The 12357-nt window shown below is 64.6% G+C and carries 13 protein-coding genes; 8 read left to right on the top strand and 5 right to left on the bottom strand.

All coding sequences use genetic code 11. The features are described from left to right. Nucleotides 1-11: 11 nt before the first annotated feature. Together CXQ91_RS04830 and CXQ91_RS04825 are read left to right on the top strand one after the other, a co-directional pair. Nucleotides 12-557, top strand: a complete 546-nt coding sequence (locus tag CXQ91_RS04830) for a 2'-5' RNA ligase family protein (RefSeq protein WP_181038780.1) — start codon at nt 12-14, stop codon at nt 555-557. Beyond that, nucleotides 505-1656 carry a YihY/virulence factor BrkB family protein gene (locus tag CXQ91_RS04825; RefSeq protein WP_258073826.1) on the top strand — a complete coding sequence of 384 codons (1152 nt, stop codon included), beginning with the start codon at nt 505-507 and terminating at the stop codon, nt 1654-1656. Before CXQ91_RS04830 ends, CXQ91_RS04825 begins: the two co-directional genes overlap by 53 nt. Here CXQ91_RS04825 and CXQ91_RS04820 read toward each other — a convergent pair. The 5 genes from CXQ91_RS04820 to sdhC form a co-directional block, all read right to left on the bottom strand. After that, nucleotides 1613-2383 carry a S9 family peptidase gene (locus CXQ91_RS04820; RefSeq protein WP_104172770.1) on the bottom strand — a complete coding sequence of 257 codons (771 nt, stop codon included), beginning with the start codon at nt 2381-2383 and terminating at the stop codon, nt 1613-1615. The genes CXQ91_RS04825 and CXQ91_RS04820 overlap by 44 nt on opposite strands. Nucleotides 2384-2489: 106 nt before the next feature. After that, nucleotides 2490-3272 carry a succinate dehydrogenase iron-sulfur subunit gene (locus CXQ91_RS04815; RefSeq protein ID WP_104172769.1) on the bottom strand — a complete coding sequence of 261 codons (783 nt, stop codon included), beginning with the start codon at nt 3270-3272 and terminating at the stop codon, nt 2490-2492. A 1-nt stretch (nt 3273) separates the two neighbouring features. Continuing rightward, entirely contained in the window at nt 3274-5082 is a 1809-nt protein-coding gene (gene sdhA / locus CXQ91_RS04810; RefSeq protein WP_104172768.1) for a succinate dehydrogenase flavoprotein subunit, read from the bottom strand. A 120-nt stretch (nt 5083-5202) separates the two neighbouring features. Next, nucleotides 5203-5703 (bottom strand): succinate dehydrogenase hydrophobic membrane anchor subunit, encoded by a 501-nt coding sequence (locus CXQ91_RS04805; protein ID WP_104172767.1) that lies wholly within the window; start codon nt 5701-5703, stop codon nt 5203-5205. A gap of 3 nt (nt 5704-5706) precedes the next feature. Continuing rightward, complete coding sequence (gene sdhC, locus CXQ91_RS04800; RefSeq protein WP_081818859.1) at nt 5707-6087, bottom strand: succinate dehydrogenase, cytochrome b556 subunit; 381 nt, start codon at nt 6085-6087, stop codon at nt 5707-5709. Between the two features lie 258 nt (nt 6088-6345). Here sdhC and CXQ91_RS04795 point away from each other — a divergent pair, with 258 nt between their 5' ends. The 6 genes from CXQ91_RS04795 (at nt 6346) to CXQ91_RS04770 (ending at nt 12220) form a co-directional block, all read left to right on the top strand. Further along, entirely contained in the window at nt 6346-7479 is a 1134-nt protein-coding gene (locus CXQ91_RS04795) for a mannose-1-phosphate guanylyltransferase (protein WP_104172766.1), read from the top strand. A 138-nt stretch (nt 7480-7617) separates the two neighbouring features. After that, nucleotides 7618-8817: an amidohydrolase gene (locus tag CXQ91_RS04790; RefSeq protein ID WP_104172765.1), complete on the top strand. Its 1200-nt coding sequence runs from the start codon at nt 7618-7620 to the stop codon at nt 8815-8817. A 132-nt stretch (nt 8818-8949) separates the two neighbouring features. After that, nucleotides 8950-9384 carry a MarR family winged helix-turn-helix transcriptional regulator gene (locus CXQ91_RS04785; protein ID WP_104172764.1) on the top strand — a complete coding sequence of 145 codons (435 nt, stop codon included), beginning with the start codon at nt 8950-8952 and terminating at the stop codon, nt 9382-9384. A 31-nt stretch (nt 9385-9415) separates the two neighbouring features. Continuing rightward, nucleotides 9416-9847, top strand: a complete 432-nt coding sequence (locus CXQ91_RS04780; RefSeq protein ID WP_104172763.1) for an organic hydroperoxide resistance protein — start codon at nt 9416-9418, stop codon at nt 9845-9847. Beyond that, nucleotides 9844-10869: an NADP-dependent oxidoreductase gene (locus CXQ91_RS04775; RefSeq protein WP_104172762.1), complete on the top strand. Its 1026-nt coding sequence runs from the start codon at nt 9844-9846 to the stop codon at nt 10867-10869. Before CXQ91_RS04780 ends, CXQ91_RS04775 begins: the two co-directional genes overlap by 4 nt. 280 nt (nt 10870-11149) lie before the next feature. Beyond that, nucleotides 11150-12220: a BMP family protein gene (locus CXQ91_RS04770; protein ID WP_181038779.1), complete on the top strand. Its 1071-nt coding sequence runs from the start codon at nt 11150-11152 to the stop codon at nt 12218-12220. Nucleotides 12221-12357: the final 137 nt, after the last annotated feature.

Genomic DNA, 12357 nt, shown 5'->3' with positions numbered 1-12357 from the left:
GGACCGACGGCATGAGCGTCGGCGTCATCCTTGGTTTCCCGCCTGACATCGCCGAGGAACTGCAGCGCTGGCGGGCCTCCTTCGGCGACCCCATGGCCGGGGTGATCCCCGCGCACATCACGCTGGTTACGACCACGCCCACGAAGGACTGGGAAGCCACCCGCAGCCATGTCCGCGAGGTGGCGCGCCAGCAGCAGCCGTTCACGGTCACCATCGCCGGAACGGGCTCATTCCGGCCCGTTTCCCCAGTGGTCTTCCTGAACGTCGAAGACGGCTTCGGCGACTGCGTGAACCTGCACGAACAGCTCCAGACCGGGCCGTTGGAACGTGAACTCCCGTTTGCCTACCACCCGCATGTGACCATTGCCCACGATGTGGCGCCGGAGAGCCTGGATGAGGCCGAAACGGTGCTCAAGGATTACCGGGCCACGTTCCCTGTGGTTAGCATGGGGCTGTACGAGCATGACATCAACGGCATTTGGCAGCTACGGGAAGAGCTCGACTTTGGCATCGAAACTGACCACGCCCGAGGCAGGTCCGGCGCAGAACGGCGCTAAGCCTCCGCTTCCCACGGAGCGCGCCCGGCTGCAGCTGGAAGTGAGCCGGAAGAAGGTCGAGTGGAGCAAGGCCCGCAGGTCCGGCAGGGGGGGCGTTGCCGGGCTTCTGGCCATGTCCCAGTGGCTGCTTGCCCGGCTGAATGCGTTCCGGCCGATGCGGGCGTTCCAGCACTACAACCTGCAGCACGGGCCGCTTATGGCCGCCGGCATCGGCTTCCGGATGTTCTTCTCCATCACGGGCCTGCTGGCCACCGGGTTCTCCCTGGCTGGCCTATTCCTGAGCGGACAGCCTGCGCTGCTGGACCAAATCATCAAGAGCGTGGTCGTGACCGCGCCGGGCCTCCTAAAGGTCGGCGACGGCGACGGCCTGGTCGACCCGCGGGATCTGCTGAATCCCGCCGGCCTCGGCTGGACCGCCGTGATCGCCGCTGCGGTGACGGTTTTCACGGCCCTGGGCTGGATCAGCGGCATCCGCGACGGTGTGCGGGGCATGATGCAGCTCGGCCCGCGTGGGATTAACCCGGTCCTGCAGATACTTCGCGACGCCGGCACCCTGCTGCTGCTCGGCGTGGCACTCGTGCTCAGCGCGGGTGCGTCGCTGACTTTCGGCACTGCGGCCGGTTGGGTCACTGAGCAGCTGCAGCTGGATCCGGTCATGTCATGGCCGCTGACCACGTCCATCAAGGTCGGTGTCCCACTGGCCCTGGGGTGGGTCACGGCCGTGATCATGTTCCGTCTTGCCGCAGGGCTGAAGCTGTCCCGCCGGGCACTGCTGGAAGGGACTATCCTCTCCGCGGCGGGAACCACGGTGCTGCAGATCTTCAGCACTGAGCTCCTCGCCAGCGCCGGCCGCAACCCCATCCTGGCGCCCTTTGCCATCATCATCGGCCTGCTCATCTGGTTCAACCTGGTCAGCCAGGTCTACCTGGTTTCGGCCGCGTGGTCCGCTGTCCGGGAAGAAGACCTCAAGAACGCCCCCGCGCCCAAGGCGACCGGCTGGGGTTCACGCCAGGTGCAGCCGGGAAAAACGCCCGTCGAGCGGGAGCGCCAGGCAGCTAGCGTCCGGCGTCGAGGTACTGAGCGGCCCACGCGGAAATAATCAGCGCGGCACGGGCGGCCTGGCCCTTCCCGGTCAGCAGGTGGTCGCTGCCTTCCAGCGAGACGAAGCTGCGCGGGTGCCGGGCGGTCTGGAAAATGGTGCTGGCATTCTCGATCCCCACGGTGTTGTCGGTGGGGGAGTGCAGGACCATCAAGGGCTTATGCAGGCGCTTGATGCAGTCGGTCAGGTCGGCGTTTTCCAGGTCCTCGACGAAGTGCCGGCGGATCTCAACACGCTTGCCGCCGAGGTCCACCTCCGCGCTGCCTTCGCTCAGGATCCGGTCCAGGGCTGCGTCAAAAACGTGGGCCACGTGCTTCGGCGAGAACGGGGCTCCCACGGTGGCCACGGCGTCGAGTTCGGGAATGTGCCGGGCCGCGGACAGGACGGCGGCACCGCCGAAGGAGTGCCCCACCAACAGCGATATTTCCTTGCCCTCGGCGCGCATGAATTCCGCCGCCCGGACCGTGTCCGCCACCTTGTGGCTGAACGAGCCTTCAGACCACAGCCCGGCCGACTCTCCCAGTCCGAGGTTGTCGAAGCGGAGCATGCCCACCCCGTTGTCCGCCAGCGCCTTGCACATCCGTGACGCGGAAGGATGGTCCTTGCCGAGGGTGAAGCCGTGCGAGAAGACTCCCCAGCCCCTCACCGGCCCGTCGGGGCGGTCCAGGATGCCGGAGAGCAGTTCTCCGGTGGAACCTTCGAACGAGACTTTTTCGGAGCGGGACACGGCGTCCCCTTTCGTTGTGGCTGTCGTGTGTTAAAACGACGACGGCGCCATCCACCGTAAGGTGAGCGACGCCGTCGGCTGTTTATCGTCCGTTCGTAAACGGGCGCTAGATCTTGCGGGAGAGGATTGCCTGCTTTACCTCTGCGATGGCCTGCGTGACCTGGATGCCGCGGGGGCATGCTTCGGTGCAGTTGAAGGTGGTGCGGCAGCGCCACACGCCTTCCTTGTCGTTGAGGATCTCCAGGCGCATGTCGCCGGCGTCATCACGGGAATCGAAGATGAAGCGGTGGGCGTTGACAATCGCTGCCGGGCCGAAGTACTGGCCGTCGGTCCAGAAGACCGGGCAGGAGGACGTGCACGCGGCGCACAGGATGCACTTGGTGGTGTCGTCGAAGCGCTCACGGTCCTCGGCGGACTGCAGGCGTTCCTTGGTGGGCTCGTGGCCCTTGTTGATAAGGAACGGCATGACTTCACGGAAGGACTGGAAGAACGGCTCCATGTCCACGATCAGGTCCTTCTCCACAGGCAGGCCCTTGATGGGTTCCACCGTGATGGGCTTGGACGTGTCCAGGTCCTTCAGCAGGGTTTTGCACGCGAGGCGGTTGCGGCCGTTGATGCGCATGGCATCGGAACCGCAGACGCCGTGGGCGCAGGACCGGCGGAAGGAGACGCTGCCGTCAATTTCCCACTTGACCTTGTGCAGGGCGTCCAGCACGCGGTCGGTGCCGTACATGGTGACCTTGAAGTCGTCCCAGGTGGCTTCCTCGGAAACCTCAGGGTTGTAACGGCGCACGCGCAGGGTGACGTCGAACGTCGGGATCTCTCCGCCGCCTCCGATGTGCGCGGGCAGTTCGATCTTTGAGGCTGGCTCAGCAAGTTCGGCGGACATCTTAGTACTTCCTCACCATCGGCTCGTAGCGGGTAAAGACAACCGGTTTGGTGGCCAGGCGGATGCCGGCTGTTGTTTTGGCGGTTCCCACCGTTCCGTCAGCCGGGGCGTGGTCGTCTTTGTACGCCATGGAGTGCTTCATGAATTTTTCGTCGTCACGTTCCGGGAAGTCCTCGCGGAAGTGTCCGCCGCGGGACTCCTCCCGGTGCAGGGCTGCAACCGTCATGACCTTGGCCAGTTCCAGCAGGAAGCCCAGTTCAACGGCCTCGAGCAGGTCCAGGTTGAACCGCTTGCCCTTGTCCTGGACGCTGATGCGCTTGTACCGCTCTTCGAAGGACGCGATGTCCTTGAGGACCTGGTTCAGCGTGTCGGCCGTGCGGAACACCTGCATGTTGGCGTCCATGGTGTCCTGGAGTTCCTTGCGGATCACGGCCACCTTTTCGTCGCCGTTGCCGTTGCGGGCGATATCCAGCAGTTCGATGGTGTACGCCTCCGGGTCCTCCGGGAGGTCCACAAAGTCAGCCGTCTTGGCGTACTCCGCGGCGGCGATGCCGGCGCGCTTGCCGAACACGTTGATGTCCAGCAGCGAGTTGGTGCCCAGGCGGTTGGAGCCGTGAACCGAAACACAGGCCACTTCACCGGCCGCGTAGAGGCCCGGCACCACGGTGTCGTTGTCCTGCAGCACTTCAGTGGTGATGTTGGTGGGAATGCCGCCCATGGCGTAGTGCGCCGTCGGGAACACCGGGACCGGCTCCGTGTACGGCTCAACACCGAGGTAGGTGCGGGCAAACTCGGTGATGTCCGGCAGCTTCGCATCGATGTGCGCCGGCTCAAGGTGCGTCAGGTCAAGGAGGACGTAGTCCTTGTTCGGGCCACAGCCGCGGCCTTCGCGGACTTCGTTGGCCATGGAGCGGGCCACGATGTCACGGGGTGCAAGGTCCTTGATGGTGGGGGCGTAGCGCTCCATGAAGCGCTCACCCTCAGAGTTGCGAAGGATGGCGCCTTCGCCACGGGCAGCTTCAGAAAGCAGGATGCCCAGGCCGGCAAGACCGGTCGGGTGGAACTGGAAGAACTCCATGTCCTCCAGCGGGATGCCGCGGCGGAACGCGATGCCCATGCCGTCACCGGTCAGGGTGTGTGCGTTGGACGTGGTCTTGAAGACCTTGCCCGCACCGCCGGAGGCGAAGACCACGGACTTGGCCTGGAACACGTGCAGTTCGCCGGAAGCGAGGTCGTAGGACACGACCCCGGCAACACGCTTCTGCTTGTACGGCGTGCCGTCTTCGCGGACGGCGTCTTCCTCGACAGTCAGGAGGTCCAGGACGTAGTACTCGTTGTAGAACTCGACGTTGTGCTTGACGCAGTTTTGGTACAGCGTCTGCAGGATCATGTGACCCGTACGGTCGGCGGCGTAGCAGGCCCGGCGGACCGGGGCTTTGCCGTGGTCACGGGTGTGGCCGCCGAAGCGGCGCTGGTCAATCCGTCCTTCCGGCGTGCGGTTGAACGGCAGACCCATCTTTTCCAGGTCCAGCACGGCGTCGATGGCTTCCTTCGCCATGACCTCGGCTGCGTCCTGGTCCACCAGGTAGTCGCCACCCTTAATGGTGTCGAAGGTGTGCCACTCCCAGTTGTCTTCCTCGACATTGGCCAGTGCTGCACACATGCCACCCTGCGCCGCACCGGTGTGCGAGCGGGTGGGGTAGAGCTTGGTCAGTACTGCTGTGCGCGCGCGCTGACCGGATTCGATCGCGGCGCGCATGCCAGCGCCACCGGCACCGACGATGACGACGTCGTACTTATGGACCTGCATACCAGACGCTCTTTCTCTCAAAATTCGCTATAAAACCACGGGCGGGCGGAGCCTGCTCCGTAAAACCGTTGCCCGCACACCGTGCGGGCGCAGCTGATCCCCTGACGGGGGAAGGGGCCGCTAAGGGGCCGGGCAGAAGCCACCCGGCAGCGGCACGCCGCTCGCGTCCAGCGGGCACGGATTGAAGGTGAAGATCACCAGGGTACCCAGGATGATGATGACGGTAGTGGCGGCGTAGAGGACGGTCTTCAACCAGAAGCGCGTCGAGTCCTTCTCGGCGTAGTCGTTGATGATGGTGCGGACGCCGTTGGTGCCGTGCAGCATGGCCAGCCAGAGCATGGCCAGGTCCCAGAACTGCCAGAACGGATCAGCCCACTTGCCGGCCACGAAGCCGAAGTCAATGGCTTGGATGCCTTCGCCGGCCAGGAGGTTGATGAAGAGGTGGCCGAAGATCAGGACCACCAGGACGACGCCCGATAACCGCATGAACAGCCAGGCCGCCATCTCGAAGTTGCCCCTCGAGCCGCCGGTCCGGCGGTACTTCGGGGCGATCAGTCCGGCGCCCGGCTTGCCGCTGCTGTTTTGTCCACTTCGCGGATTCTGAATCTGGGTAGCAGTCATGGCTTAGTGACCTCCGAAGGCGAGGGAAAGGTGGCGGATGGAGAAGCCGACCATGACGATGACCCAAAGGATCAGGACCGTCCACAGCATCTGGCGCTGGTACTTCGCGCCCTTCTTCCAGAAGTCGACGGCGATGATCCGCAGGCCGTTGAAGGCGTGGAAAACGATCGCTGCGACAAGGCCCGTTTCACCCAGGGCCATAAGGGGGTTCTTGTAGGCGCCGATCACGGCGGTATATGCCTCTGGGGACACGCGCACCAATGAGGTGTCCAGCACATGGACCAACAAGAAGAAGAAAATCACTACACCTGTAATGCGGTGTCCAACCCAGGACCACATGCCTTCACGGCCGCGGTACAAGGTGCCAGCTGGTTTTGTCGGCACTGAATAAACCTCCCTGCAACACAGCGGCGCTGGCATGGGATCCACGCGGGGGGAACGCCTGCTGCGAGAGCACTCGTAAGCTCAAGCCTAAATCTAGGCTTCGCTCACAGCTTATTCAATTTAGGAACTCCTTGGTGTCGCCTGCCTGCGCGGTTTTTGTCCTTATTTGAGACGAACGCCACATTAAGGCGTCCGAAGGGGCGCCGGAGGGACGGCATCTGCCCGTATCAGGGCGGTGGTCGGCTAAAGTAGGCCTTGATGACTACAGACATAGCGACAAGCCGGGATTCACCGCTGGACCGTTTTATTGCGGTAATTCCTGCAGGCGGAGTGGGGACCCGCCTCTGGCCCCTGTCACGTGCAGCAGCCCCCAAATTCCTCCACGATCTCACCGGTTCCGGCAGCACACTGCTGCGGGCGACCTACGACCGCCTGGAACCGCTGGCCGGTAAGGGCGTACTGGTTGTTACCGGTGTCGCGCACCGGAACGCGGTGTGCAGCCAGCTTCCCGAGATCCAGGATTCCGATCTGGTGCTTGAAAGCGAGCCCAAGGACTCCGGCGCGGCCATCGGCCTCGCGGCGGCCATCCTTTACCAGCGGGATCCGGAGATCATCATGGGTTCCTTCGCCGCGGACCAGGTGATCAGCCCCGACGATCTCTTCCAGGACGCCGTACGGGAAGCCATTCATACGGCCGCTGCCGGCAAGATCGTCACCATCGGTATCAAGCCCACCCACCCGTCCACCGGGTTCGGGTACATCCGCTCCGGCGAGAACCTTTCCATCGCGAAGGCGCCGAGCGCGCAGGCCGTGGTGGAGTTCGTGGAGAAGCCCAGCGAGGACGTTGCCCAGCAGTACGTGGACAGCGGCGAGTACGTATGGAATGCGGGTATGTTTGTTGCTCCCGTGTCACTGATGCTCAAGCACCTCGAAGCAAACCAGCCTGAACTGTTCAAGGGACTCACGGAGATCGCCGAGGCCTGGGACACGCCGGAGCGTGACGAGGTCACTGCCCGTGTCTGGCCCACGCTGCCGAAGATCGCCATCGACTACGCGGTGGCGGAGCCTGCCGCCGCTGCCGGGGACGTCGCCGTCGTGCCCGGTGCCTTCCGCTGGGACGACGTCGGTGACTTCGCCTCCGTGGGCCGGCTCAACAGCGCCAAGGAAGTGGACGATGTAACCGTCCTCGGCGAAGGCGCCCGTGTATTCACCGAAAACGCCAGCGGCGTTGTGGTCACGGACACCAAGCGTGTCATCGCGCTGATCGGCATCAAGGACGTTGTCATCGTTGACACCCCGGATGCTTTGCTGGTGACCACCATGGCGCACTCGCAGCGTGTCAAGGCCGCCGTTGATGCGCTCAAGGCCAGCGGCGACACCGACGTCCTCTGATTTCGGACCCAGCCCAAGCTTTCCGGCGCTGCCGGGGAGCTTGGGCTGATCTGTGTCCGGTGCCGGAAGCCGGCTCCGGGATCCGTAACCCGCAGACCCTGATGCGGGTATTCGCGGCACCATCGCTAGAGTTGTTCCGTGCGCAATTACACTACTGAAGCCGAGCCCACCGCCCTTGTGGGGCCGTGGCTGGAGCCGCTGCTGCCGGAACTCATCGATTTCCGCCGTGACCTCCATGCGCATCCGGAGTTGTCCTTCAAGGAGTTCCGGACCACCAACAAGCTGGCGGAGCGGCTGGAAGCTGCCGGCCTGAAGCCGCGCCGGCTCGAAGGTACCGGCCTCACCGTTGACGTCGGCGAAGGCCCCATCGCCACGGCCCTGCGCGGAGACATCGACGCCCTCCCCATCATCGAGGAAACCGGCCTGCCGTTCGCGTCGAAGAACCACGGCGTCACCCATGCCTGCGGCCATGACGTCCACACCACCACCATGCTTGGGATCGCCCTGGTGCTGCACCGCATGCACCAGGAGTCGCCGCTGGGCGGCAGTGTCCGCATCATTTTCCAGCCTGCCGAGGAAACCATGCCCGGCGGAGCGCATGCCTGCATCGAGCAGGGCGTGCTCGAAGGCGTGCCGCGCATCCTGGCCCTGCACTGCGATCCGCGCATCGACGTGGGCAAGATCGGCACCCGGATCGGCGCCATCACCTCGGCGTCGGACACCATCCGGATCGAGCTTTCCGGACGCGGCGGCCACACCTCGCGCCCGCACCTGACCGAGGACCTCGTCTTCGCGCTGGCGCAGATCGCCGTGAACGTGCCGGCAGTGCTGTCCCGCCGGGTGGACGTCCGCAGCGGCGTCTCCGTGGTCTGGGGACACATTTCCGCCGGCTCGGCACCCAACGCCATTCCCGGCACGGGCTACATGGCCGGAACCATGCGGTGCCTGGACCGCGATGCCTGGCACAGTGCCGGCAAGCTCTTGGACGAAGTGGTGCACCAGGTGGCCGCACCGTACGGGGTAGACGTCCGGCTCGAGCACACCCGCGGCGTTCCCCCGGTAGTGAACTCCGAACACGAGACGGCACTCATCGAGGCGGCGGCACGCGCCGAGATCGCCGAGGGCGCCGTGGTCCTCACCCCGCAGTCCATGGGCGGCGAGGACTTCGCCTGGTTCCTGGCTGAACTTCCCGGGGCGATGATGCGGCTTGGCACCAAGACCCCCGGCGGCGAGGAATACGACCTCCACCGCGGCGATTACATCCTGGACGAGCGTGCCCTGGGCTACGGCATCCAGGTCCTGACCGCCGCTGCCCTCCGCACCATCCGCGACCTCTAAGCAACGCCCCCAGAGCGCGAACTGGCAGCTAATGCCCTCAAGTCCCGGATCTGCGGGCATTAGCTGCCAGTTCGCGCTCTCCTTTTGCCCAGATAAGTTGTGTGCAATTCAATTGTGCGTTATCGTTTTTCTATGACCGACGCTCCCAGACTCAATCGCCAGGTGTGCTTCGCGCTGTATTCCGCGTCGAAGGCAGCCACCGCCGTGTACCGGCCCGTGCTGGACGAGCTGGGGCTGACCTATCCCCAGTACCTCGTCATGCTGGTGCTCTGGGAGGACCAGCCGCGCAGCGTCCGCGAACTGGGGGAGGAGCTGGGCCTGGACTCGGGCACGCTCTCCCCGCTGCTGAAGCGGCTCGAGTCGCTGGGGCTGGTGGAGCGCAGGCGTTCGGCCGAGGATGAACGCCGGGTTGAGGTTTTCCTCACGGACTCCGGTACGGCCCTCAGCGCCAAGTCCAGCGCAATTCCCCAGCAGCTCGCAGACGCGGCAGGCCTTTCCGCGGCCGAGCTCGACCAGCTCCGGGAGACCCTCGGCCGGCTCACAGCCGCCCTCCAGTCCTCCCGCTAGACAGACTTTCCATCCAACAGAACGGAACCACGTGAAGACTCTCTACACAGCAGAAGCACTGGCCTCAGGCGAAGGCCGGGACGGCAGTGCCCGTACCAAGGACGGCAAACTCGACGTGACGCTGGCCAGCCCCGTGGAACTGGGCGGCAACGGCCAGGGCACCAACCCGGAACAGCTCTTCGCAGCCGGCTACGCGGCGTGCTTCCACTCGGCCCTCCGCCTGGTGGGCCGGAAGGAAAAAGCCGATCTCACGGATTCCGCCGTCGCAGCGAAGATCCACTTCGGCGCCCTCGAGGACGGTGTGGGTTACGGCCTTGCCGCCGAGCTCGAAATCGCCCTGCCCGCACTGGACCTGGCCACAGCGGAGGCCCTCGTGGCCAAAGCGCACCGGATCTGCCCCTATTCCAACGCCACCCGCGGCAACATCAACGTAGACATCAAAATCCTGGAGGTGGCCGCATGAGCGCCAACACCGTAACCCTTCCCGTCACCACCCGCGAGATCCAGCTGGCGTCGCGTCCGCACGGCCGCCCGGTGCCGGAGAACTTCCGCCTCGCCGAGTCCGGACTCCCGGAGCTGCAGGACGGCCAGGTGCTGGTCCGCAACCGTTTCATCTCCGTTGACCCTTACATGCGCGGCCGCATGAACGACGTCAAGTCCTACTCGGCGCCGTTTGCGCTGGATGCAGCGCTCGACGGCGGCGCCGTCGGCGAGGTGATCGCGTCCAGGTCGGAGGAACGCAAGGTGGGGGACGTCGTCGTGCATTCCCTTGGCTGGCGTGAATACGCCGTGCTGGACGCCGCCGCCACCTCCCCGGCCCGCACCGACCTGGCACCCGCATCGGCGTTCCTCGGAGCGCTGGGCATGACCGGCCTGACCGCCTATGCCGGCCTGCTGAAAGTAGCCGAGTTCAAGCCCGGAGAGGTCGTCTTCGTTTCCGGGGCCGCGGGTGCCGTCGGGTCCCTGGTTGGCCAGATCGCCAAGGCGATGGGTGCCTCCCGCGTGATCGGCAGCGCAGGATCCCCGGACAAGGTGGCCCGCCTGCTGGAGCTCGGCTTCGACGCCGCATTCAACTACAACGACGGCCCGGTGGCTGACCAGCTCGCCGCGGCAGCGGGCGAACGCGGGATCGACGTGTACTTCGACAACGTCGGCGGTGAACACCTTGAAGCGGCGCTCTCCGCGCTGACTGTCGGTGGCCGCGTGGCCATGTGCGGCGCCATTGCGCAGTACAACGCGACCGAACCCACTCCGGCTCCCCGCAACCTCATGCTGGCCATCGGCAAGCAGCTGACGCTCAAGGGCTTCCTGGTCGGCGGCTACTGGCAGTACATGGGCGAGTTCGTCGAGGCCGTGTCCGCCTGGGTTGCTGACGGCACGGTCCGCTACGACGAAACCGTCGTGGACGGCCTGGAGAACGCCCCGCAGGCTTTCATGGACCTTCTCGACGGCGCCAACACCGGGAAGATGCTGGTCCGGATCTAGGAAAATGGACGTGACTTGCGGTGGCGGCTACCGATAGGTAACAAGTTCTCAACAATCTTCCGGAAGGTGTGCCGGCGTGGTATCAGGACGTGTCCCAGGCCACTACAGTAGCTGACATCAGTGCGCCTCGGCGCAGTGCTGCGAACCCATCAGTGAAAACAGAATTTCAGTGTGGAGCATTCGAAACGGACACTCATTGAACCCCCGTCGTAGCGCCTATCTCTTTGTTCCTGGAGGAAAATTGAAGAACTCACTGCGTGCAACCCTGAAGCGCGGTTCAATGGCCGGTGTCGCCACCGCGGGTGCGGCCGCCCTGCTACTGACCGGCTGCGGGGCTCCCCCGGAATCCGGCAGCACCGCAAGCGCCACCGCCAGCGACTACACGGGCTGCATCGTGTCCGACTCCGGTGGATTCGACGACCAGTCGTTCAACCAGTCCTCGTACGAAGGACTGAAGAAGGCTGAGAAGGACCTTGGAATCAAGGTGAACCAGGTCGAATCCAAGACCAACAACGACTTCGAACCGAACCTCCGCGCCATGGTCACCGCAGGCTGCGACCTGACCATCACTGTTGGCTTCCTGCTTGGCGATGCCACGAAGGCCCAGGCCACCGCCAACCCGGACAAGCACTTCGCCATCATCGACTTCGGCTACGACACCCCCATCACCAACGTGAAGCCGATTATCTATGACACGGCCCAGGCTGCTTTTATGGCCGGTTACCTCGCCGCCGCGTCCACCAAAACCGGGACGGTCGCCACGTTCGGCGGCATCAAGATCCCCACGGTCACCATCTTCATGGACGGCTACGCCGACGGCGTGAAGTACTACAACGAGAAGAAGGGCAAGGACGTCAAGGTCCTTGGCTGGGACAAGGCGAAGCAGGACGGCAGCTTCACCGGTGACTTCGAAAAGCAGGACAAGGGCAAGCAGCTGACCCAGAACTTCCTGGACCAGGGCGCGGACATCGTGATGCCCGTTGCCGGCCCCGTCGGCAAGGGCGCCGGCGCGGCCCTGAAGGAGGCCAAGGCAGCAGGCAAGGACGTCAAGCTCATCTGGGTTGACTCCGACGGCTTCCTGACCGCTCCGGACTACAAGGAAATCATGCTCTCCTCCGTGATGAAGCAGATGGGCGAGGCTGTTGAGACGGTTGTGAAGGAAGACAAGGACGGCAAATTCACCAACACGCCGTACGTCGGCACCCTCGCGAACGACGGCGTCCAGCTGGCGCCGTTCCACGAGTTGGAGTCGCAGGTTTCCGCGGAACTGAAGACTGAACTGGACCAGATCAAGAAGGACATTGTTGACGGCAAGCTGAAGGTCGAGTCGGCAGCGAGCCCGAAGGCCTAGTTCCCTCCGCAAAAGCGCCACCACCCGGTTGGTCATTGACTTCCGGGCGGTGGCGCTTTGCGTTGGGCGTCGGCTTTTCCAGCGGGCTCTTCCCGTTCCGTCAAAGGCTGCAGGCACTAGGCTGGTGCTGCAGCCAC

Source organism: Arthrobacter sp. Y81 (assembly GCF_002929335.1).
Classification (GTDB): domain Bacteria; phylum Actinomycetota; class Actinomycetes; order Actinomycetales; family Micrococcaceae; genus Arthrobacter.
The sequence above is the reverse complement of the archived record's forward strand: the minus strand, read 5'-3'. Positions and strand labels throughout refer to the sequence as shown.

Excerpts from the sequence above, each read along its gene's own strand:
- CXQ91_RS04830 (WP_181038780.1), top strand. The coding sequence starts at position 12 with ATGAGCGTCGGCGTCATCCTTGGTTTCCCGCCTGACATCGCCGAGGAA.
- CXQ91_RS04815 (WP_104172769.1), bottom strand. The coding sequence starts at position 3,272 with ATGTCCGCCGAACTTGCTGAGCCAGCCTCAAAGATCGAACTGCCCGCG.
- sdhA (WP_104172768.1), bottom strand. The coding sequence starts at position 5,082 with ATGCAGGTCCATAAGTACGACGTCGTCATCGTCGGTGCCGGTGGCGCT.
- CXQ91_RS04805 (WP_104172767.1), bottom strand. The coding sequence starts at position 5,703 with ATGACTGCTACCCAGATTCAGAATCCGCGAAGTGGACAAAACAGCAGC.
- CXQ91_RS04795 (WP_104172766.1), top strand. The coding sequence starts at position 6,346 with ATGACTACAGACATAGCGACAAGCCGGGATTCACCGCTGGACCGTTTT.
- CXQ91_RS04785 (WP_104172764.1), top strand. The coding sequence starts at position 8,950 with ATGACCGACGCTCCCAGACTCAATCGCCAGGTGTGCTTCGCGCTGTAT.
- CXQ91_RS04775 (WP_104172762.1), top strand. The coding sequence starts at position 9,844 with ATGAGCGCCAACACCGTAACCCTTCCCGTCACCACCCGCGAGATCCAG.
- CXQ91_RS04770 (WP_181038779.1), top strand. The coding sequence starts at position 11,150 with ATGGCCGGTGTCGCCACCGCGGGTGCGGCCGCCCTGCTACTGACCGGC.